This window comes from Mesorhizobium sp. M0815, from assembly GCF_040319995.1.
GTDB lineage: Bacteria > Pseudomonadota > Alphaproteobacteria > Rhizobiales > Rhizobiaceae > Mesorhizobium.
In genome coordinates this window covers 23,711-43,798 of the sequence record NZ_JAMYOU010000036.1, presented here as the reverse complement: position 1 = coordinate 43,798, position 20,088 = coordinate 23,711, and the positions used below count along the sequence as shown (strand labels likewise).

Sequence of the window (20,088 nt, the reverse complement as noted above, 5' to 3'; positions counted from 1 at the left end):
AAACCCCCCTGCCAACCCGGGCGCTGCGGGTTATCGGCCGCCCCCAACCCCGCGGCGCATAACCTGGGTGTCCCCCCCCCCCCCCTCCCCCACCCCCGGGGGCCGGCGCTCGACTTCATCACAGGGTTGATTCGTCCACTTCATGTTGGACGACCCGGACGCGCAGAAAAAAGCGCCTGCGGCGGGTCCTTTGTAACCACCATGATGCGGGACCACAGCGACAGGGCGTGCCGGAGACGGTCAATCCGGCCGGCGATGTCGTCGCCGGCGGCGACGGTCTCATTCAGGATCAGCATCGACCAAAGAGCGAGGCCACTGCCGTTATGCTCGAGATCTGGGGACGGCGGCTTGGCGAACGCCGTCTACTCGGCGTTTCTCGAACTCACTGCATGCAAGACCGTGACGAAGCCCTTCACATTGCGGGTCGGGACATAGCTGGCTTCTTGGCGCGCTACCACCGCTAGAGATGCAGACTTCGCCCGACAGCTCCTGCTGGAGCGCGGCTTGGATCTGATGGCAGAATTCTTGCGGAGACGCGGACAAGTGGGGAGCACTCCAACCCTACACACGCGTCACTGGGCTATCAGTGTTGACCGTATAATCTTCGGAATGGCAATGGCATATTTTACAAAGCACGACGGCAATCAAATTATATACCGCAGCTGGGAAGAGCCGGAACAGTCAAGCGCAAGGATGAGAATTTTGGTCCTCAAGCTTGATCATGTCGGCGACTTTTGGATGTCTCTAGGGCCCCTAAAGGACCTTCGTCAGCGTTTTGCGCATGCCCACATTACGCTGGTGGTGGGAAGCTGGAACATCGCTACTGCAAAACAGTTCGACCTCGCCGACGATCACATTGCTTTTGACTTTTTTCCTCGCAACCCAAAAGTCAAAACGCGCAAAGAAGCCGCCGACATAAGGCCGCTGCTGACCGGCGAGTTTGATCTTGCCATTGATATGCGTGTTCCGGAAGAAACAAGGCCCATCTTGCTTGAAGTCCCCGCCAGGCACCGTGCGGCGATAGTTGATCCGTACAGCATGCATCAGATCGATATTGCGATAGCGCCATTCAATCTGAAACTGCGCAGAACCATTTTCTACAAGCTGGTCCAAAAAATAGGGCTTGCTAACAAAATCCCCCGTAGATGGCTTGATTGGTTCATTGACCGTAAGCAGGTGCGTCTCCAGCATGTGTCAGAAATCCTCCTCTTTCTGGTCGCAAAGGCAGCTGCCTATTTCGAAAGCGGAGCGGGTCACCCACAGAATTCGACTACAGGCAATGCCCCGATTGTCGTGGCTCCGTTCTCCAATTCCAGCCTGCGAGATTGGCCGATTGAAAGTTTTGGCAAAGTTGTCGCTGCTCTTTCGACCCGTGGTGAGGTGGTCCTCGTTGGCCGTGGCGAATGCCTGGAAGCGCTTGAGGAGGTTGCGAAGATAGCTAGGGAACGTGGAGCCGCGAACATTCGGACGGCTGTCCACTTGTCAGAATTGGAATTCAATTGTCTCGTGAATTCGGCCGCGCTCGTCGTTTCGAACAATTCAGGCACCGGCCATGTCGCTGCCCAGCTTGGCCGCCCTACTATCGGCATTTTCACGGCGTCACATCTACCGGAGATTTGGGGGTTTCGAGGTCCCTTGGTCAGCATGCTTATGAGTGTTATTGAATGTCGCGGATGTGGTCTGGACCAAGTGCGGCATTGTCCGGTCAAAGTCCGATGCAAGTTCGACATCACGCCGGATCTCGTGATTGCCGAGGTAAACGCCTTGATGAATCATTGTAAGGGTACGGCACAAGCTTAGTGGCTCGCGGTCACCACAACCGCGATTGCCCGGACCGCAGTGGCGATGTCACATTGGCCGACAGGTGGCATAGAGCGGCGTCTGAGAATGAAAGTGCCGCCGCCCAGCCTTCATAGCCGTTCCTCCTTTGTGGCGTGACGGCCCGAAAGTCGCCATCGCGTCAGATGTTTATCAGGTTCGGGATAGCCGGGGCTCGTCCGGCGACAGTCATGGCAGCGACTTCGCTTCTGGACCCGCTCATCCGGCCGCCAAAAACAAATGCGCTTCCTAAGCCGTAATTGATCCGCCGGAGCTGACCAAAGCCACCTTGCTCTGGGTTGCGGCAATGGCGACTGGGGCGAGAAGCCGAGAAGAACCGATGCGGCGAGAAATCCTGAGACCATCCGCCACGAGACGTCGCCAGGGAACGTAGTATTGCGTTCCGCGTTACACTAACGTATATACGTCCGCAGCACAGGAGCGCGCCATGGCCACCACACCCACCAGGAAGGAAGCACCCGTCTCGATGCGGTTTCGCGACGATGATCTCACCATCATCGACCGCGGCGCGGAGCTGCTCGGCCTGTCGCGCACGGAGTTCATGCGGCGCGCCGCGCTGCACGAGGCGCAGGCGGCCATCCTCAACGAAACCGTCATCCGCGTGTCCCCGGAAGCCTATGACGCCTTCATGCAGGCGATCTCAGCCCCGGCCGCTGCGCCCCCGGCGAAGGCGGCCGAGCGGCTGCGTCGGTCCCCGCCCTGGGACCGCTAGGTGGCGCTTTCAGGCATCGAACTCCTCGATGACGCGCACCGCCTCGACAGCTTCGATTGCGGCAAGCCGGCGCTCAACGCTTGGCTGGCCGGCTTCGCGCGAACGAACCAGGCCCGCGGGTTTACCCGCGTCCTGGTCGTTCACGACGAGGGAACAGTCGTCGGGTATTACGGCCTCGCGCCGGGCGTGATCCAGCCAAACAGCGCACCGCGCGCCATCCGCACCGGACGCCCGCCCGATCCGATCCCCTGCCTGCTGATCGGACAACTCGCCGTCGACCACCGCTATGCCGGACAAGGCGTCGGTAGCGGCTTGGTCAAGGACGCGCTGCATCGCTGCGTCGCCGGCGCCGACATCGTCGGCGGCCGCGCGGTGGTGGTGCGGGCGATCGACGCCGAGGCAGAGCGCTACTGGCAGAGCTGGGGCTTCATTCCCGCGCGGGACAATCCGTCGGTGCTCATGCGCTCGATCCAGGACGTGAGCCTCTGGCTGGCCGACAAAGGCCACTAGCTCCGCGCGCGTAGCGCCTCCGGAGCGGCAGGTCTGCGCGCCGGCCTGCCGCCGACCGGGCTCTAGTTGCGGCGTCCCGCCGCTCCCCGAGCCGGCTTCGCCGTCTCGGCGTTCGGGTGACCCCTCACGCAGGGCCAGAGGGAGACGGCGGTCAGAGCGAGGGAGCCCTGGAGAGAAGGGAAAGTCATGATGTCGATGATATTCATAGGGGGTTCACGCGAGATATTTGAGCTGCCGGAACCTGCCATCGCTCGGATCCGCCCAATCGTTGTTGCCGTGCACGGCGTGCTGATTGGCGACGCGTCTGGAGCCGATGCCGAGGCGCAGGGCCTGCTCGCGGGCTACGGCTACAAACATGTCGGGGTCTTCCATACGGCCAAGGAACCCCGCAATGATCTGGGCGACTGGGCTGTACGCCGCCAAAGACCGGGAGATGGCGCGCGCCGATTTTGGGATGATAGTCTGGGACGGCGCATCACCCGGCACGGCCGTCAACGTGCTTCGGCTCGCCATGGCGAACAAGCCGAGGTCATCTACGATCTGGCCAGGGGCAGCATGGCGACTACGCACCATGTCGTCCCGGCGAGAAAGTCGTCATTGTCCGTGAGGGTGACCGCCGCCTCTACGGTGAGAATATTGATCGCCGGCAACTTATGGCGCCTGCCGACCTCAAATTCGTTGAAGTCGTGCGCCGGCGTGATCTTGACCGCGCCGCTGCCTTTCTCCGGATCAGAATACTCGTCCGCCACCACCGCGATCCTGCGGCCGACGATCGGCAGAGGATGAGGTTCTTGCCGACAAGATGCCGGAAACGCTCGTCGTCGGGATGCACCGCCGACCGCCATATCGCCCAGCATCGTCTCCGGGCGGGTCGTCGCAACGGTAATGAAGGTCCTCGGATTTTCCGGATCGAAGGTCATGCCTTCGACCGGATAGCGGAAGTGCCAGAGGTTGCCGTTGACTTCCTGCTGCTCGACCTCGAGATCCGAGATGGCGGTCAACAGCTTCGGGTCCCAGTTCACAAGGCGCTTGTCCTTGTAGATCAGCCCTTCCTTGTAGAGCGTCACGAACACTTCGAGCACGGCCTTGGACAGGCCCTCGTCCATGGTGAAGCGCTCCCGGCTCCAGTCGGCCGAGGCCCCGAGCCGCTTCAGCTGGTTGAGGATGGCGCCGCCGGACTCGGCCTTCCACTCCCACACCTTGTCGATGAACTCATCGCGCGTCAGGTCGCGGCGGTGGATCTGCTTTTCCATCAGCCGGCGCTCTACCACCATCTGCGTGGCGATGCCGGCATGGTCCATGCCCGGCTGCCACAGCACGTTCTTGCCGCGCATACGCTCGAAGCGCACCAGAATGTCCTGCAGCGTGTTGTTGAGCGCATGGCCATGTGCAGCGAGCCGGTGACGTTCGGTGGCGGGATGACGATGGTCAAGGCTTCCGCGCCCTCCTCGGCGCCTGCGCCGACACGAAACGTCTTTAGCGTATTATGTTTTTTTGTGCATAGACCAACGAGTTGAACGGCGGCCCCATAAATCGCCGATGTGATAGGTCGGGCGAAGGCGTCCACCAGCTCGTACTTGTCAAGACGATGCCACCCTTGATCTTGCACCCGCCTCCGATATCAGCGATGCGCGGCGTCGTACGCTCATGCCTGTCAGGATGGGATGGGCGCTGCTAGCACCGTGGCAGTTTGACAACCCGGCCATCGGGGCGGTAGCACCGTCCAAGGCCAAGAGTCGCAGGGCAGACCGCACCCCATCGGGCTGCGCGACCCAGACCAGCTGACGCCCAACTGGCACACTCATCGCGCATCGGCACCGTGGATGCGACATCTACTTTGTTGCGAGCGCGATATCGGAACTTGGTTGTGACGCAGCTGTGCGTAAGCGCACCGCTGTCAGCGAGTGAGTGAGTGAAAGAACTACGTGGTGGAGGTGAGAAGTCATGCGGCGTCAAGATTCCCCGCCCTTTGCGGCAAACACACTGATCCCTCTTCAGAATCCGGTCTTTCGTTCGATCTGGACAGCCACGCAGATATCCAGCCTTGGCTGGCTGGTGCAGAGCGTGGCTATAAGCTGGCTTATGGCAACGATTTCAGCCTCCGATCTGATGGTTGCGCTCGTGCAGGCTGCATCGACACTGCCCGCCTTCTTCTTGTCGATCCTTGCTGGAGCGATTGCAGACAGCTTCAGCCGCCGCGGCGTGATGCTTGCCGGACATTGCCTGATCGCACTGGCATCCACGGCGCTGGCTCTCTCTGTTGGACTCGGCTTTGTCAGTCCATGGCTGATCTTGGGACTGAGTTTCTTGGCGGGATGCGGCTTTGCCTTGAATGATCCAGCCTGGCACGCCTCGGTCGGCGACATCCTGGAAAAGCGCGACATACCCGCTGCAGTGACGCTGATGTCGGTGGGGTACAACGTGGTTCGGAGCATAGGACCGGCGCTGGGCGGTGTAATTTTGGCTTTGCTGGGCCCCCTTACGGCTTTCGCCTTCGCTGCGCTGACCGACCTGGTCCCGTTGAGCGCTGTGCTGCGCTCCAAGTGGCAAGTTCGCTCTTCGCCTCTTCCGCGCGAGCGGATGACGACGGCCATTCATGATGGCATGCGCTTCACGGCAATCTCCTCGGAGATCAGAGTGGCGATCGTGCGCGCAACCCTGTTCGGGCTGTCAAGCATCTCGATCCTTGCTCTGCTCCCCCTCGTGGTTCGCGACCAACTGGCGGGGGGGCCAATTGTTTACGGCGTCCTGTTAGCCGGCTTCGGCACAGGCGCCTTCATCGCGGGCATTGGCAATAGCTACTTGCGACGCATCACGTCCCAAAATCGATTGATCACGCTCGCATCCGTTGCTTGCGCAACGTGTTGCCTTTTACTGGCTCTCACATCATCGGTGGCTGTAGCAGCGATCGCGCTTGCAATCGCTGGCGCAGGCTGGGTTGTCACCTGGACCGGAACCGACGTGTGTGTGCAGTTGGCAAGCCCAAGGTGGGTCGTTGGTCGCACCCTGTCGATCTATTACGCCCTGACCTACGGCGGCATGGCAGCGGGCAGCTGGATCTGGGGTGCTGTCGCGCAGTACTATTCCCTGACGTGGGCTTTGGAAGGTGCTGCAGCGGCGCTGTTGCTGGTTGCAGCCGTGGGAAAGCTATTGCCGGTACGGCTATGGGAGGAATCGGATCAAGGGGCCTTCGACTTCAGGCCACCAGAACTGGCCCTCGATTTGAAGCCCAGGAGCGGCCCGATCGTGATCAAGGTGGAGTACTCGATACCCGAGGAGAATATCGAGGAATTTCTGAGCTGCATGCGCGAAAGGCGGCGCGTTCAGAGCCGTGCCGGTGCGCGGGACTGGACCCTCCAGCGCGATCTTCAGAACTCGACTCTTTGGACCGAGATATTCCGCACGCCGACATGGACGGACTATCTTCGTCTAAACCATCGGCTAACGGTGACTGACAGGGAGGTAGGCGAGCGCCTTGCCGCTCTGCAGGTCGGTGATTCTCCTCCTCGTCTCTCACTTTCGATCGAGCGGTCGACAAGCCCCGCCCCCGGCAGCCAAGTCCAGCCCGTGCCCTTTGTATCGCGCCCGTAAGGAACCAGTAACTTTTCTGGGTTCGGACACGGGAATGGCCGAGACCTACTCCATCTTTAGTCGGGACTGCCCGGATTGCCATACGTTGCGGTCGGTTAGGCGAGCATGAGGATTTGTGTGGCACGTACGTCCACCACGGGCCCATGTCCAGCCCCACCGCCTCTGCCATCAGATCGGCTTGGGCACGGGTTCAGGTCGCCTGTCCCCCTGCATCGTGGCGAGCAGCGCGAGCAAGGGGGCGGAGGGGTCTCCCCGGTCTGCACGGAGCGAAGCGGGCAGACGGAGGAATCCGCCAGCGGCGACTTGCAGGGAGAGGGCCGCGCGCCTCTTTCCCTCCCTCACAAAACGTGCCGCCAAGCACGTTCACGTCGGCGCAGCCGTGCCGCAGAGCCGGCCGCAACAAAGAAGGCCCGCAAGGCGGAAGCATCGAAATGTCCGCCAGCGGGACCAATTCAGTTCGGTGCTGGAGAAAGCGGTTCAACAGGGCGGCCGTAGGAGCACCAGCATAGCGCCGTCGCCAGGCGCGATGCGGACCGACAGCCCCGACGAAGGGCGCTGATTGATCGACTGAAATTGGATCGGGTCATTTTATCAGCTGACATAATCCATGAATTTTTCACGATGCTTCAGCGCGCGCCTGGATTTTCTGCATTTAGCTGCAGCGAAGGTCCCGGTGATGCGGTGGAAGCGCACCCGGGGCATCTTGGACCTATTTGATGCAGCCATCCAGGACTGCCATTGCCACAGCAGTGGTCACAACATGCTAGGCGGGCTTCTGGAGATGAACGCGACGATCGGTCAGACGCTCTTTCATTGGCTGCGGTCGGCGCCAGACGGTCGCGGAGCTTCAAATCTGATCGGGCTCCCGAGCGAATTGCCGTCCTACGAGCATTCGGGACCGATCTCGGCCTACAGGCACGCCTTACTTCGGGCGGCGGATCAAGTGATCCGTGAGGGGAATGCCACGCCGGCATGGCTCGCCAATGACTTCAATGCCAACTGTCGGCAGTCACATCATAAATTAAGCATAGCTGCGCGACACATATCCAAGGTGGCGCACAATCCTGCGAACTGTCATCGCTGTGACAACAATCGCCAAACCAAGCAAAGTGGCGAACTCGATTCTGCTCGCGAGATCCCAAAGCTCTCCGAACGGTATTAGATCCATGAAGCGAAACACGGCACCCTGAAGCAGGTAAAGCAGCAGTGTGCTCCGACCAAGCTCCAGCGCGACAAAGCGAGCTACGCGAGTTGAATAGCCAACTCTCCAGCATAGGAATATAAGCTGCATCGCCACTGCAGAAGTTGCTACCGAGCCAGCGAACATCAGCAACACTTGTTTGGCCGACTGTGCATCGTAGATCAAAACAAGATTGTTGTAGACGTACGTTTCCTTTCCCCAAACAAGAAAGCACATGAACGCAGCCATCGAAAGTAACACCACAAAAATAGCCTTGTGGCGCCTGATGCTAGCTGCCTGCCATCCGATCGGCTGCGCAAACAAGAACCCCAAACAAAAGAATGGGTATGTGTATCGTACCAACGGGGTTATTGACCACGGGACGGGCGCGAATGCGATCGCAATTGCAGATGCGCCTATGATCCACACCGACGAGCCATTGAAAGTCGTGAGCAACTTTATCAGGACGAAGGACGCGAAAGCTGCCCAGATGAACCAGTATGTGCCAATGAACTCCCTAAAAAAATCCAACATTCCACTGGTTAAACTGTTCGCCGAAGACATTACGGCGGCCTTCGATATCCAAATCAACGCACACCAAAAAAGCATGGGCAAAATCGAAGCTTAGGTCTCTGGCCTTTGTCCCTTCTGGGCACGGGTCGCGCCCCTTCGAACCGACTGTTTTGTGATTAAGCATCAGACCTCCAGCCGATATCCTGCCGTTACTGCTTCCACTTTGGTTCTAGAGTGGTTCACGCACGGCATCTTCGGATCCCATTCTGGATTGTCGCATCCCAATCCAGCCGGTAATGGAGAGGATGAGGGCCGCAGCACGACACAAGCGGAACAGGCCTGTTCTGGGTTAGAAGGCCCCAATATTTCCATTGAACTTCGTCCTCATCGCCTCAATAGCGGCAGTGCCGCCGCCTGGAATGTAGATCAACCGGAACTCAGGGCTCGCGCCGGCCAACTTCGATTGGTTTCGAATGGTCAAGCGGCGCCGGTCGTTCCATAAGCCTTCCTCAAGAAACGGGCGGTATCCGCTATTCTCTTTGGTCGGTAAAATCGATTGTGTTTATGGAACGCATGCGCACGATGGATACGTGCGCATCAGGCGCACGTGAGTGCCCACGGATAGGATTTTGCTTCGGGGGTCACCGTCCTTTCGTGACTCTTGCAGTGCATGGATGAGGCGGCAATTCCCGCGGTGCAGCACCTTTCGAGCGCGTGCCACAAAATCGCTGGGTTCGACCTGCGCGGCGCTGGGTGGAGATCCGCCTGATCTAAAGCGTCACCATCCGACGGGCAACATCTCACGACGCGCCGGGCAGCTTGGCCAGCATCCGCACTGGCCGATCTTGCGCTGCGTGCGATCGCCTCCTGATAGCATAGAGCAAGACCTTCTTGAAATCGGCCTGTGCCGGCAATTTTGTCGTAAAGCTCATGGTGGCGACTCCCGCACGCGTGCAGCACAGCCGGCAGATCGCGCATCTTGGCGATCCACCCTGCCATTCGGCCCGTCGTTCTTCTTTATTCCAATGGAGATCGTAATCAGGTCCGGACGGTCACGCAGTGAAGTGTTCTCCCTTCGAGCAGCCACGTCGGCGCCGCTCAGAATCTTCGACGAGCGCGCCAGGACAGCATCGATCTCCGCAAATTCTTGCCAGCAGATCGTCCTCACATCATCATGCCCTTGGCTTCAACCGGGCTGGTGCCCTCCCCTTCCCGGCTTTTTGTCCCGACGCTCGGGTCGCGCCGCCCGGCCCGGTCAAGGCCAAAAAAATCGTCGCGGGTGAGCGCCCACTCCGGCTTCTGCCAAATATTCGCCGGCGGGTTCGCAGCACCGCGGGCGCACGGGTGAGCTCGTGGGCAGGAGTGCGGATGGAAGTAGGCGATGCACATCGTCACCAGCACCTCAGATTGTGTGAGGTCCACGGCTCGCTCGTTTCCGCCGACGGCGGCGCGGATGGCGTCGGTATACGCAGGGCGGTCCGTCGCCTTGGCCTCAGTTTCGGGGCAATGGCAGGCCCCGGTCCGCGCGGCGCCGAGTTGGGCGGAAAGATCGACGGCGCGCAACGCGGGGCTCCTACGCGACGAGCAGTTTTTCCCCCGGTCTGACCCGGCCTCGACTCCAGATGCCGCAATGACCGTCGCGGCCCGGCGCGATTGATCGGGTCTCATGCCCAAAGTTGCCTCGGTGCCCAGTAGCGGCACCGCATTGCCCCTCCCAGGCGCTGCGCCAGTAAAGCGTCGGCGAGCCAGCATCCGACGGTGCGTTCGAAGCGATCTCATTCGGCGGCCATGATCGCGCACGTCACCATGCCGCAGCGGAAAGCTGCCGAAGCTCGTCTGGCCAGGTCGCTGACCGCCTCGTCGTCGCGGGCGACGACCGAAATCTTCCCTACCGCAGCGAGGTTTCTCCCGTTAGAAGATCCTCAGCGGGATGGGCAGCCAGTTCACGCCCGGCCAACAGCATCCGGCCCGCGGGGCCGACCTCGTCTCCCGGTCGTGTGAGCAGAAGAACATCGCGAAGTGCGGCTTCATCCTCGACGCCGCGAGCCTGCTTCGCCGTACCACGGCCGCCGAAAGCCCTAGGCGCTGTCACCAGGCGCCAGCCCACCTCTCTAGCTGGCGGACCATCTCATCGAGCGCGCCGATGGCCGCACCGTCAGTGATTGCAATGTCCTCAATGCGCCGCAACTGTTTGGGTCGGGGGCAGCCCTGCGCAACCAGGCCGGCACCGCCGCGTCGGCGGGGCTTCCGTGGCACCGGGAAGAGTGCCGTGGTGGCGCAGGAGGGTTTTGGCTCAGAACCATGGAATACGATGAATGATTGGGGCGCTTTTTGTAGAGCGAACGATAAGTCTTGCACGACCAGCCATTTATCCCTCGCGAGATCAATGCCGCGGGCAATTAGCAGGCGAACTCCGTCCGGACTGAGTACCCGTTTCAACGCGGGCAAAGAAGTTGTGTAGCCATGTCACGAAATGCTTGGTCCGCTTCTCTGCCGGCCGATGGTCCATGAAATCCCCTCCCCACCCATGACACCAGACACCTCCTTGCCAATATGCCGATCAAGCACCGGCCGCCATGGCACCAGCGTGAACTCGCGCGATTTCTCGATGACAGCGTATTTTCCGCCGGCGAGCTCGACGGAGCGGCGGAGCGTGCCTTCTATTCGACCTCCACTCTGGGCTTCAGAATAGGGCAGACCGAGTTCGTCAGACAGTTGACCGGCAACACGGTTCAGCTCACGTTGACGCAGGATCGAAAGCATGTTGGCGCGATAGACGATCCGGTCCTGCTCTTCCCGAGCAAGACCTTGCGCAATCAGCCACTGCCGCCGGCGGCCTTGCGCCTCTCGGACATCGCGGCCGAAACCAGAGCTGTGCAAGGCCTCCGGTGTGTCGGAAACCAGCTCTCGATCGAGCCAGGTGGCGCCGTCGAAGTTGACTTGTTGTTCCAGCAGCATTGATGAGAGCTTGTCAACCGTGACAGGCTCGGCCCCGGCCCGCTGACGCTCGTAGTCAGACACACGGTCGAGATGATCCGGTGCGACGATCCAGGTGCCGTCCGGCTCGCGCTCGACACGACCGGTCGCCCGGCGGATCGCCTCCAGTCGCCGCACGTGCGTTTCGGCAAAGCGTTCGGTGGCCGACGGGTCATGCTTGAGATGGATATCGATGCTGTAGCGCCCGTCATGGGCCGTGGCGATCTCGGCAATTGTGCGGTCGACTTGCCTTGGCCCGGTGTCCCTCGGCGTGACCCGCACTATGCAGCCCTCTGGCGTCGGTTGGGTGGCCTCGCCTTTGCCGATATCAACATAGTGGCTTTTGCCGTCCACGCCGTCGACGACGAGGTAATGGCGGTCAGTGATTTCGTCGGCCAGGCCGCGCGCAATGATGCGGCCGACGACAGGCTGCATCTGCTCTGCAGATCGATCATGGACAACATAGTCGGCGGCACTGCGGGCGAGCCCCTTGCCGGTCAGTTCGCGGTGCATGGTCTTGATGATGTCGCCCCGCTCGCCGATGCGGCGCAGCGTCGCTTCAAGCTCGCCATCAAGGCGCCGGCGGCCCGAGCCGACTTCCTCAGCCAGACCCATCCGCTCGAGCTTGCGCAGGCGGCCCTGGTGCAGCGTCTGGCGAAACGTGTCTCGGCTGGCCGGTGAGACATGCCCTTCATGGTCGCGCATGCGGAGCAGCTGCCGATCGATGCTGGTGAAGCGTTCCCGCTCCATTTCCTGGCGCAGGCGTTGCTCGATCTCGCGGTCCGTTCTCGGGCCAAGGTCGAGGCTGACCAGCTCGGCCGCCCGTTCACGGATTCCAGACGAGATGTAGTCCCGCGCGATGACGAGGTTTTCGTCGCGGTCGTCCTTGCCGCGGACGATAATATGGGTATGCGGATGACCAGTGTTGAAATGATCGACGGCCACCCAGTCGAGCCTAGTGCCGAGGTCTTCTTCCATCTGCGCCATGAGGCGCCGCGTGAGCGGCTTCAAGTCATCATACTCGATGCCGTCTTCAGGGGCGACGATGAAGCGGAACTGATGCCGGTCGCCATCGGCACGATCGATGAAGGCCTTGCCATCAACGCGGTCGCTGTCGGCGCTATAGAGCTCGCCAGGCTCGCCTTCGCGGGTGACGCCGTCGCGCTGGAGGTAGCGAAGGTGTGCACGTGCCCCGTCAACACCCTTGCCGGCCAGCTTGACGATACGCGCCTTGACGACGGCGCGCCGCTGCCGAAACGCCGCGTGGGGGTCGCGCGCTCTGAGAACGGCGGCAGCAGCCCCGCCGCGCCCCGCCCGGCTTCCGATGAAGCGGCCACGGCGACCGCTGCCGCCGCCGGCTCGGTTGATCGCGGCGCGGATCTGGCCGGCGAAACGCTTGCCTGCCTTCGAGCCGCGCGATCCGATTTTGCCCAGGCTCGGCTTGAACTCTTCATCCTGCATTGAGCCTCCTAGTAATCTTAAGCAATATCAGAGGTTTGTCGGCAGCAGCTCTCCTGACGCTGAAGGCAGCCTCCGTGGAAAACGATGTGCAGACAAAGACTTCGCCGCCTCCAGGAGGCGATGCCTTTATCTTGCCTTCCGCGGACCTGCCTCCCTGCCTCCCTGCCCCGCCCGACCCACGGTACCCCTGCCCTCACCTGCGATCCGGCCGGCCTGACCTTGCTCGCTCCGATCCGAGCGGCACCACGATTTGGCCATTCGGATCGGTCACGGAAACACCGTTTCGCAGGAAAAACAGCGACTGCCCGGAGGGGATTTCCAGCGCTTTTCCGGAACGGGATTTGCCGGTGAACGCGTCCATGTCGGCGGCCGAAATCCCCGCAGCCTTGAGCTCTTCCAGATACGAAACCGTCTCGCTGGGCAGCGGTCGCCCACGCTGCAAATGCTGTTCGTAGCGGTCCGGCCCAGCGTTATAGGCGGCAAACAGGCCGGGAAAGCCGAAGCGGTCATACATGGCGCGCAGATAGGCAGTGCCTGCCAGAATGTTGTCGCGAGGGTCGTGCGGATCGGCTCCCAGGCCAAGCTCTGCGCGCATCTCCTCGTAGGTGCCGGGCATCACCTGCATGAGGCCAATGGCGCCGGCGTGTGAGGCGATCGGCCGTCCGTCCACCATTGTCTGCCCCCGGCTTTCGGCATCCATGACGGCATAAATCCAGGGCTGTGGAATGCTGAATCGCCGGCTTGCTTCGGCCACCAAGGGCTGCCATCGTTGGAGCTGCGGACCACGGGAGATGGCGGCCGGCTGAGCGTCGGTCGCGGCGGAACAGGCGCATGGCGCTATCGCGACTATGCCCAGCATCAGGAGGGTTACTCGGTCCATAGCGGCACCAGCCCCCCGACAATATTTTCGGCCGGCACCGGCCCGAAATAGCGGCTGTCGAAGGAGCGGTTTCTATCGTTGCCGAGCAGGAAAAACTCGTCGGCGGCGAGCTTGCGGCAGGCATTCCACCAAGGCAGCGGACGGTGCTGCGTGTCGGTTGCCAGCCGGCGCGCGACAATCTCGCCGCCGATGATGATGGCGTCGCCGAAGGCGCAGACATGCTCGCCAGGCAGCGCGGCAAGGCGCTTGACCAGCGGCACATTGCTGGGCAGATAGAAGCGTTCGGCGGCGAGATCGGCGACCGGTTTTGGCGGGCGGACGAGCACCAGATCGCCACGAGCCGGTGATCCGGACGCGACGCGATAGAGGCCGACCGGCGCACTCTCCGAGGCGTTCCACACCAGCCAGGGCGATGGGTTGTCGAAAGCGGCGAAGCCGATCAGGCCGAGGCCTATTGTGGCCACGGCGATCGTCTTGCGCGCCCGAATGCGCCGCAGATGGCTGCCGATCAGACGTATAGTGGGACGCCGGCTCATGAGCGGCCTCCCTCACCGGCCGAGCCGGAATCGTGCCCGGCATCCTCGGGCCTGGTCTCCTGCGCGCGTCCCTTCGACCAGTCGTCGAGCTCGTCGATGTGATAGCGGACATAGCGGCCGTGCTTGCGAAATTGCGGGCCACCGCCCTTGAGCCGCATCTTCTCCAGCGTGCGCTGGGATAGCCCGATATAGAAGGCGGCCTGCGCGGTGTTGAGAAACGGACTGCCCTTCTTCGCGCGGGCCGCGCGTTCGTTTTCGTCGTCCATGATGGTCCTCGTTTCGTTACGGACAAGCGAAGGCGAGGATCGGCGAGCGAGATCGTTTTGGGGACGGGCGAAGAGTGGGGGGCGAGTTTTCGCCGCCCCTTCTTGAGAAGAGCCCCGCGCCGGTTGCGGCGCGGGGCTCGAGGCTGGCGGTTCAGTCGACGGGGTTCCAGATGATGGCGTATGTGTCGTCGTCATCCTGGCCGGCGGCGCGGCCGAGATTGGCGTAGAGCTTCCGCGGACCGAACTCCGGGGCGGCAATCGACAGGCTCACATAGTCCTTGCCGGAGGTCTCGCCGGTGCGGATCCAGCCGGCCCCTACTTCGACCCCTTGCGTCAGCACCCGGAAGTCGGGATGGGTGTCGGCGCTCTTTGCCTGATTGGGCACGATGTCGATGTCGGCGCGCACGCTGAGCGTCTTGAGCTGGCCCTTGTAGCCGCCGTTTTCCTGTTTGGTGACGTATCCGATCGCGGTCATTTTCAGTCTCCTTTTGGTGCTCGCCGGGGACCATTCCCCTGCGATGGCGGACCGTGATGGGCGCGTCCGGACCGCCGGAACCGGGGCGGCCGCAGCGATAGCGGAGGACCCGAGCGGACAGCTTTTTTGAAGCGAAGCGGCGCGAGGAAGCCGCCGCAGGCGGCGGGGAAAAAAGCTGCTGGCGAGGGTTTCGGGCGGGCCGGATCCGCCCATAGGTCGTCAAGCCAGCCGCAGGGGAATGGTCCCTGAGACACATGGAGACAGGTGGCGCGATCGGCGGCACAAGAGGAGGCGGCATTACAGGGCGCCGGCTGCGCGGGCTCTGTCGCCAACCGGATCGGACAATTGGCCCATGCGCGGAGCGCCTCGGCAAGCAACCCGGCGCGGTGCAGGGCTGCCGAAATGGGGGCGAATTGGCGCTCGAGATTTCTCGCGCGCGGCACTGGCTCGACAAGACGCCCAATCGGCAGCCGGCGCGACCCGGAGCGGCGCGCGCGACCTGAGCGGCGGCACTCGAGAGAACCGCCGCTCGGGCCCTGATCGACTATTTGCGGACGAACAGCGGCTGCACTTGTGCCCACTGATCGGCGGTGCGGAAGCCGCCGCGGCTGGTGTAGCTTTCGGCCGGGAATTTCATCCAGCGCGGCAGCCAGGTCTCGACCCTGAGGCGGCCATTCTCGCCCGCCAGGAAGTCACGGATGATCTTCTTTTGCGTCTTGACCTTCTCGGCGACATTGCCATCCGCGACCAGCTTGCCGCCGACCTCGGCCAGCATCGAATTGGCGATTTCCTTGTCGCGCAAGAGGTCGAAGAAGGCGTCGTCCGGTTGCCACCATGCGCCCATATCGACATTCAGATGGTTGCCGAGCGCCTCGATGACGGCGCTGCCGGCTGCAAGCGTATCGGCCATGACAAGGGTGAGAACGCGCATGACATCGTCGTCGCAGAGCGCCAAGTGGCGCGCGAAGACGCCGGCGATAGCAAAGGCGTCGCCATTGCCGCCGGCGACCACGCCACCATCCTCATCCGGTGATCCGAGCAGGGCCAACACCTCGCGCCGCTTTTTGCCGAATGCAGCTTCGACCTTGCAGCCGGCAAGGCTGGCAGTCACCGTTTCGTTGACTGCGCGCTGTGGCTCACGGCGGACCTGCCACAAGCCGGAACCGGTGATGGCGTGCGCCACGACGAGGCGCAGCGCCACGGCGGGATGGTCGAGCATGGCGGCGCGCACGGCGGCATGGCGATGCAGATCGACATAGTTCTGCATCGGGCCGGTGAGTTCGGGGCGCGGCGGCTTGGCGGCTGTTTCTTCTTGCTCACCGCCCTCGCGGGCGCGGCGGGCTTCCTTGTGTGACAGCCAGCCCTCGTGACACCCGACCTCGCCGCGATGCGAGACAGTGATGACGACCTTGCCGCCCTTCTTCTTCGGGGTCTTCTCGTGGTCCCATGGGTGGAAATACTGGCCCGGCTCCAGCAGCACCACCTCGCTCCAGCCGTCGTTGAGATAGGTGTCGCGTCTGGCGGCAATCGCTTCGTTCTGCTTTTGCCAGAACAGGTCGGCATCGGCGAAATAGCTGTCCTCGCCGAACAGGTCCGAGGTGATCAGGCCGGGATACTCCTCGATGGCAAACAGCGCCACCTTGGTGGAAATCGACTGGCCGCCGAACAGCCATTGCTTCAATTGAAAGCCACGCGGCGCGTATTGATCGGAATCGGCACACAGTGCCAGCCAGTCCTTCTGCTGCGCCTTGGACGCCATGGTGAGATGGCGCACCGTCTCGGTGTCGATCTCCTCGCGGCGATAGGCTTCGCGGATTTTGGGCAAGAGGTCGCCAAGCGCCAGAATGCGTTTGACCTTCAGGTCAGTGATGCCGAAGGTCGCAGCGATGTCTGGAACGGTGCGGCCTTGCCTGACGAGCCGCGAAAACGTCTCCCATTGCGATACTTCGTCAGGATCAAGGCGGGCGAGGTTTTCGATCAGCGAGGCTTCCAGCGCATCGGCGTCGTCACCGTCCTCCATGATGGCGCAGGGCAAGGGATCGCCTTCGCCGCGCTCGTCGGCAAGCGATTTCGCGGCGAAATAGCGCCGCCTGCCGGCAACGATCTCGAAGGTTTCCGGCTGGCCGTTCGGCCGCACAAGGAGAGGCACCAGCACGCCGCGCGCACGCACGGATGGCAGGATGTCGGAAATGTCGGCCGCGCGTTTTCCATGGCGCATGTTGAGCGCGGAAATGTTGAGCCGATCCAAGGGGATGTGGGCAAGCTGCATGGTTACTCTCCTTCGCTTTGGTTGAGGTTGTCCCGCCGCAGAGGCCGAAGGCCGGCGCGGCGGGACGGTTTTTGCGCCTATCGGCGCTGCTGTTCCGCCGTGTCGGGCGGAAGCTCGGAATGGGGCTTTGAAAGGGCGTCTGCTGCCTGCCGCAGAAGTCGCTCGGCCTCGGTGATGTGGCCGCAAATGCGGGCGGCTTCGGCATAGACGGAGAGCGTAAAGCGCGCGTGGAAATGTAGGTCGCGCTCGATGCCGAGGCCAAGCGGACCTTTTACGGATGCAAGCTCGGCCAGACTGACGCTGCCGAGTTCGGGGAAGCCGAAGCCGAGATCGCAAAGACCGAACAGCGTGTCGCCATCGGCGTCGAGTTCGGTCAAAAGCCACGTCGCGGCACCTGTGGGATTAAACAGTTTCACAACGGGAAAATGGTCGATGTCGGCGTCGGCGGCGCCATTGGCGAGCAGTCGTGCGCGCAGTGGGTCGGTGATCAGGATCATGGAAAGACTCCTTGTCAGAACAGGTCGAGTTGATTTCTGCTGGCTTCATCGAAGAGGCCGATATCGAGCGGCTTTTGCGCCGCGCGCGGACACATCGGCGCGTCCATCAGGAGGGTGAGCCGATCGCGCGTGGTGATCGGCCGGACACCGGGAATGAGCATCTGCTCGCCTTGCGGCGTCGGCTCGCTCGCGGTCAGTTGAGGATCGCGCATCGTCATGCCGCAATCCCTTCCTGCGCCTCGCCTTCGGCATCGGCCTGAAGGCCAAACAGGAAATCGGCGGCCTTGGAAGCAAGACTGGCGGCACGGAAGATGGCGCGATTGTCCTCGCGCAGCACCTTCAGCCATGAGCCGATGTAATCGGCATGACGCACGGTCGGCTCGATACCGAGATTGCTGCAGACGAAGGCGGCAGTGATTTCGGCGACCAATTCTTCACGCGCGTAAGCCTTGGAGCCGAACGAGCCGGAGAGGTCGCGAGCAAGCCGCGTCGGGTGGCCGGTCCAGTGGCCAAGCTCGTGAAAGCAGGTCCGGTAATAGTCGATCTGGTGATGGAACGCCGGCTGCGGCGGCACCTGAATGTGGTCGCTGCCCGGCATGTAGAAAGCGCGATCGCCGCCGACCCTGAAATCCGCACCGCTGGCGCGAATGAGCGTCTCGGCCTGCGGCACGATCTCGCACTGAGGCAGCGGCTCGGCGGCGGCATAGAGGTCTTCCGGAAGATTATCGCACTGCGCGACATTGAAGACGGTGAAGCGCTTCAAAAAAGGCACGGCCTGTGGTTCATCGCCCTCGTGGCGTGCGCGCTCCTTCTCGTCCTTGGGGACAAAGCGGTCGGCATGCACGATGGTCGTGCCGCGCTCGCCCTTCCTGACGTTGCCGCCAAGGACGAGCGCCTGCCGGAAGGTGAGCCAGTTCTGGCTGGGATAGCTGCGCTCGATGACCGCGCCCCACAGGATGAGGATATTGATGCCGGAATAGGTGCGCCCAGAGGATGCATTCCTCGGCAGGCCAAGGCCTGCCTTTGCGCTGCCCCATGGCTTGACCCATGGCACGGTGCCGCGCTCCAGCTCGGCAATGATGCGATCGGTGATCTCCTGATAAAGGCTGGCGCTGGGGCGCCCGCCCTTGCCTGCGCCAGCCTCTCCGCTGGCGGAACGCTTGCTGTTTGCATGCATCGTCTCATCCTCCGCTCGCCAATCGCCGCGCCTTTCCCCGGAAGCGGGGTGGGCGGCGAGTCGCGACCGGAAAGGCCCGCCGTGGGAGGCGGACCGCATCCGAAGGACCGGAACGAAGAGGAGGACCCTGAGCGGCACGCGAAGGGTTGCGGGCTGCCGCGGCGGGCCTAGAAGGGAGTGCCGCCCACCCCGCGCCACCGGGAAAGGCCAACAGACAAACCGCGCCGCCCGCAAGGGCGGCGGCCGTCACAGCCCGAAGGGCTGCCCACGCCAAGGGGCGAAGCCGAATGGCCGAGACCGCCTGAGCTTGCCGAAGAAAAGCGGGCTCGGTTCACGAGCACCTGGTGCGCGTCGTCAGGCGCGCGGGCGCCCGCCAGGACGGCAGGCTGGACAGATTTTTCGAACGGATCGCGATAATACTTCAAATGAATGCTGCACCGAAAACATGTGCGATGCAGCATTTTCGCAAGCATTTACCACGGACGCTCAGACCCGAGACTTCCGCCACCCAGCCTTGCGCGCGGCTTCCTCCGAACAAAACCAGCGCTCGCCTTTCAACAGGTTGATGCGCGTCTCCCAGTAATATTCCTGTCCGGGAACATGATAGATGCGCTCGCCCGTGTTGTAGCTGATATTGGCTTTGATGTTGCAGCCGAGAGCGGCAGGGCCGATTTCGAAGGCAAGAAAGCCAGCCAGGATTGTTCCACCAGCAACGATCTTTGCCCACAACGGAACGTCCTTCGAACGATGGCGCTCGCCATACCTGCGACGGTTGTACCGATTGTCTTGATAGCGATGGTTGCCCACGCCCCTTCCCTCCGAAGAGAGAATGGGACGTTTGCAGCGTGGAGTCTACAAGTCGGGTCTAATTCACCGGTCCTGTTCCGAACCATTGAATGAACGGCGCATCCTTACCCGTGATATCCTTCACCGTCTTCAACAGCGCTTCATGGGTGCGTTGGAGAGCCCGGTAATGGTTGCTGCTAGGTGATAGAAGCGGCTGGACGATGCTCTTGTGCAGCCGTTCCGCCTCCGCCAGAAAGCGCTCGATTTCAGCCTGTGAAAGCTGCCTGGAAAGTTTGGTCCTAGCCATTGCGATCTCCGTTGAGGAATCGCCCCACCTAGGATTATCATCCTATATCGGCATGGCTTGGTAAAGACCCACTCGCAGCGGAATGGCAGCTTGCCGAAGAAAAGCGCGCTCGG

20 protein-coding genes and 3 pseudogenes are annotated in these 20,088 nt (G+C 62.2%); 5 read left to right on the top strand and 18 right to left on the bottom strand.

All coding sequences use genetic code 11. From position 1 onward, the window contains the following. Positions 1-140: 140 nt before the first annotated feature. Complete coding sequence (locus NKI01_RS27315) at positions 141-296, bottom strand: hypothetical protein (RefSeq protein ID WP_352493109.1); 156 nt, start codon at positions 294-296, stop codon at positions 141-143. 319 nt (positions 297-615) lie between these two features. Between NKI01_RS27315 and NKI01_RS27310 the strand changes: the two genes are divergently transcribed. The 3 genes from NKI01_RS27310 (at position 616) to NKI01_RS27300 (ending at position 3,061) form a co-directional block, all read left to right on the top strand. Then, positions 616-1,800 carry a glycosyltransferase family 9 protein gene (locus NKI01_RS27310; RefSeq protein WP_352965321.1) on the top strand — a complete coding sequence of 395 codons (1,185 nt, stop codon included), beginning with the start codon at positions 616-618 and terminating at the stop codon, positions 1,798-1,800. A 466-nt stretch (positions 1,801-2,266) separates the two neighbouring features. Beyond that, positions 2,267-2,551 carry a type II toxin-antitoxin system TacA family antitoxin gene (locus NKI01_RS27305; RefSeq protein WP_352453587.1) on the top strand — a complete coding sequence of 95 codons (285 nt, stop codon included), beginning with the start codon at positions 2,267-2,269 and terminating at the stop codon, positions 2,549-2,551. Beyond that, positions 2,552-3,061: a GNAT family N-acetyltransferase gene (locus NKI01_RS27300; RefSeq protein ID WP_352965319.1), complete on the top strand. Its 510-nt coding sequence runs from the start codon at positions 2,552-2,554 to the stop codon at positions 3,059-3,061. 213 nt (positions 3,062-3,274) lie between these two features. On the opposite strand, the gene NKI01_RS27295 is transcribed toward NKI01_RS27300, so the two are convergent. Further along, complete coding sequence (locus NKI01_RS27295) at positions 3,275-3,583, bottom strand: hypothetical protein (protein ID WP_352881698.1); 309 nt, start codon at positions 3,581-3,583, stop codon at positions 3,275-3,277. Between the two features lie 11 nt (positions 3,584-3,594). Next, on the bottom strand, positions 3,595-4,410 hold the full coding sequence (locus NKI01_RS27290) for a class I tRNA ligase family protein (protein ID WP_352965317.1): 816 nt from the start codon (positions 4,408-4,410) through the stop codon (positions 3,595-3,597). Between the two features lie 595 nt (positions 4,411-5,005). On the opposite strand from NKI01_RS27290, the gene NKI01_RS27285 reads away from it, so the two are divergent. Continuing rightward, on the top strand, positions 5,006-6,652 hold the full coding sequence (locus tag NKI01_RS27285; protein WP_352965315.1) for an MFS transporter: 1,647 nt from the start codon (positions 5,006-5,008) through the stop codon (positions 6,650-6,652). A gap of 763 nt (positions 6,653-7,415) precedes the next feature. Then, positions 7,416-7,664: pseudogene (locus NKI01_RS27280) on the top strand (hypothetical protein); the annotation flags it as partial. Positions 7,665-7,673: 9 nt separating this feature from the next. Here NKI01_RS27280 and NKI01_RS27275 read toward each other — a convergent pair. The 15 genes and pseudogenes from NKI01_RS27275 to NKI01_RS27205 form a co-directional block, all read right to left on the bottom strand. Continuing rightward, positions 7,674-8,450, bottom strand: a pseudogene (locus NKI01_RS27275) (acyltransferase family protein); the annotation flags it as partial. 695 nt (positions 8,451-9,145) lie between these two features. Beyond that, positions 9,146-9,277, bottom strand: coding sequence for a hypothetical protein (locus NKI01_RS27270; protein ID WP_352508098.1), 132 nt, complete (start codon positions 9,275-9,277; stop codon positions 9,146-9,148). Between the two features lie 433 nt (positions 9,278-9,710). Then, positions 9,711-9,833, bottom strand: a pseudogene (locus NKI01_RS27265) (SMC-Scp complex subunit ScpB); the annotation flags it as partial. A 400-nt stretch (positions 9,834-10,233) separates the two neighbouring features. Then, the gene (locus NKI01_RS27260) at positions 10,234-10,437 is read right to left on the bottom strand and encodes a DUF1403 family protein (RefSeq protein WP_352965313.1); all 204 of its coding nucleotides are present in this window, start codon (positions 10,435-10,437) and stop codon (positions 10,234-10,236) included. 374 nt (positions 10,438-10,811) lie between these two features. Next, complete coding sequence (gene rlxS, locus NKI01_RS27255) at positions 10,812-12,782, bottom strand: relaxase/mobilization nuclease RlxS (RefSeq protein ID WP_352965311.1); 1,971 nt, start codon at positions 12,780-12,782, stop codon at positions 10,812-10,814. Between the two features lie 193 nt (positions 12,783-12,975). Then, positions 12,976-13,641: a lytic transglycosylase domain-containing protein gene (locus NKI01_RS27250; protein ID WP_502899476.1), complete on the bottom strand. Its 666-nt coding sequence runs from the start codon at positions 13,639-13,641 to the stop codon at positions 12,976-12,978. An 8-nt stretch (positions 13,642-13,649) separates the two neighbouring features. Further along, a complete protein-coding gene (gene lepB, locus NKI01_RS27245) occupies positions 13,650-14,198 on the bottom strand; it encodes a signal peptidase I (protein ID WP_352965307.1) in 549 nt (182 codons plus the stop codon). Further along, positions 14,195-14,464, bottom strand: coding sequence for a helix-turn-helix transcriptional regulator (locus NKI01_RS27240; protein WP_023679653.1), 270 nt, complete (start codon positions 14,462-14,464; stop codon positions 14,195-14,197). The genes lepB and NKI01_RS27240 overlap by 4 nt, the downstream gene beginning before the upstream one ends. 151 nt (positions 14,465-14,615) lie before the next feature. Further along, positions 14,616-14,939, bottom strand: a complete 324-nt coding sequence (locus NKI01_RS27235) for a DUF736 domain-containing protein (protein ID WP_023672372.1) — start codon at positions 14,937-14,939, stop codon at positions 14,616-14,618. Between the two features lie 544 nt (positions 14,940-15,483). Then, complete coding sequence (locus NKI01_RS27230; protein WP_352965305.1) at positions 15,484-17,208, bottom strand: ParB/RepB/Spo0J family partition protein; 1,725 nt, start codon at positions 17,206-17,208, stop codon at positions 15,484-15,486. 77 nt (positions 17,209-17,285) lie between these two features. Then, complete coding sequence (locus tag NKI01_RS27225; RefSeq protein WP_352549567.1) at positions 17,286-17,705, bottom strand: DUF2958 domain-containing protein; 420 nt, start codon at positions 17,703-17,705, stop codon at positions 17,286-17,288. 14 nt (positions 17,706-17,719) lie between these two features. After that, positions 17,720-17,923, bottom strand: coding sequence for a hypothetical protein (locus NKI01_RS27220; RefSeq protein WP_352549568.1), 204 nt, complete (start codon positions 17,921-17,923; stop codon positions 17,720-17,722). Further along, positions 17,920-18,882, bottom strand: a complete 963-nt coding sequence (locus tag NKI01_RS27215; protein WP_352457378.1) for an ArdC family protein — start codon at positions 18,880-18,882, stop codon at positions 17,920-17,922. The genes NKI01_RS27220 and NKI01_RS27215 overlap by 4 nt, the downstream gene beginning before the upstream one ends. A 486-nt stretch (positions 18,883-19,368) precedes the next feature. Beyond that, positions 19,369-19,689: a sunset domain-containing protein gene (locus NKI01_RS27210; RefSeq protein WP_352468497.1), complete on the bottom strand. Its 321-nt coding sequence runs from the start codon at positions 19,687-19,689 to the stop codon at positions 19,369-19,371. A 58-nt stretch (positions 19,690-19,747) separates the two neighbouring features. After that, a complete protein-coding gene (locus tag NKI01_RS27205) occupies positions 19,748-19,975 on the bottom strand; it encodes a hypothetical protein (protein ID WP_352965302.1) in 228 nt (75 codons plus the stop codon). Positions 19,976-20,088 lie beyond the last annotated feature (113 nt).

Excerpts from the sequence above, each read along its gene's own strand:
- NKI01_RS27315 (WP_352493109.1), bottom strand. The coding sequence starts at position 296 with ATGCTGATCCTGAATGAGACCGTCGCCGCCGGCGACGACATCGCCGGC.
- NKI01_RS27310 (WP_352965321.1), top strand. The coding sequence starts at position 616 with ATGGCATATTTTACAAAGCACGACGGCAATCAAATTATATACCGCAGC.
- NKI01_RS27305 (WP_352453587.1), top strand. The coding sequence starts at position 2,267 with ATGGCCACCACACCCACCAGGAAGGAAGCACCCGTCTCGATGCGGTTT.
- NKI01_RS27285 (WP_352965315.1), top strand. The coding sequence starts at position 5,006 with ATGCGGCGTCAAGATTCCCCGCCCTTTGCGGCAAACACACTGATCCCT.
- NKI01_RS27270 (WP_352508098.1), bottom strand. The coding sequence starts at position 9,277 with ATGAGCTTTACGACAAAATTGCCGGCACAGGCCGATTTCAAGAAGGTC.
- rlxS (WP_352965311.1), bottom strand. The coding sequence starts at position 12,782 with ATGCAGGATGAAGAGTTCAAGCCGAGCCTGGGCAAAATCGGATCGCGC.
- NKI01_RS27250 (WP_502899476.1), bottom strand. The coding sequence starts at position 13,641 with ATGCTGGGCATAGTCGCGATAGCGCCATGCGCCTGTTCCGCCGCGACC.
- lepB (WP_352965307.1), bottom strand. The coding sequence starts at position 14,198 with ATGAGCCGGCGTCCCACTATACGTCTGATCGGCAGCCATCTGCGGCGC.
- NKI01_RS27240 (WP_023679653.1), bottom strand. The coding sequence starts at position 14,464 with ATGGACGACGAAAACGAACGCGCGGCCCGCGCGAAGAAGGGCAGTCCG.
- NKI01_RS27235 (WP_023672372.1), bottom strand. The coding sequence starts at position 14,939 with ATGACCGCGATCGGATACGTCACCAAACAGGAAAACGGCGGCTACAAG.
- NKI01_RS27230 (WP_352965305.1), bottom strand. The coding sequence starts at position 17,208 with ATGCAGCTTGCCCACATCCCCTTGGATCGGCTCAACATTTCCGCGCTC.
- NKI01_RS27225 (WP_352549567.1), bottom strand. The coding sequence starts at position 17,705 with ATGATCCTGATCACCGACCCACTGCGCGCACGACTGCTCGCCAATGGC.
- NKI01_RS27220 (WP_352549568.1), bottom strand. The coding sequence starts at position 17,923 with ATGACGATGCGCGATCCTCAACTGACCGCGAGCGAGCCGACGCCGCAA.
- NKI01_RS27215 (WP_352457378.1), bottom strand. The coding sequence starts at position 18,882 with ATGCATGCAAACAGCAAGCGTTCCGCCAGCGGAGAGGCTGGCGCAGGC.
- NKI01_RS27205 (WP_352965302.1), bottom strand. The coding sequence starts at position 19,975 with ATGGCTAGGACCAAACTTTCCAGGCAGCTTTCACAGGCTGAAATCGAG.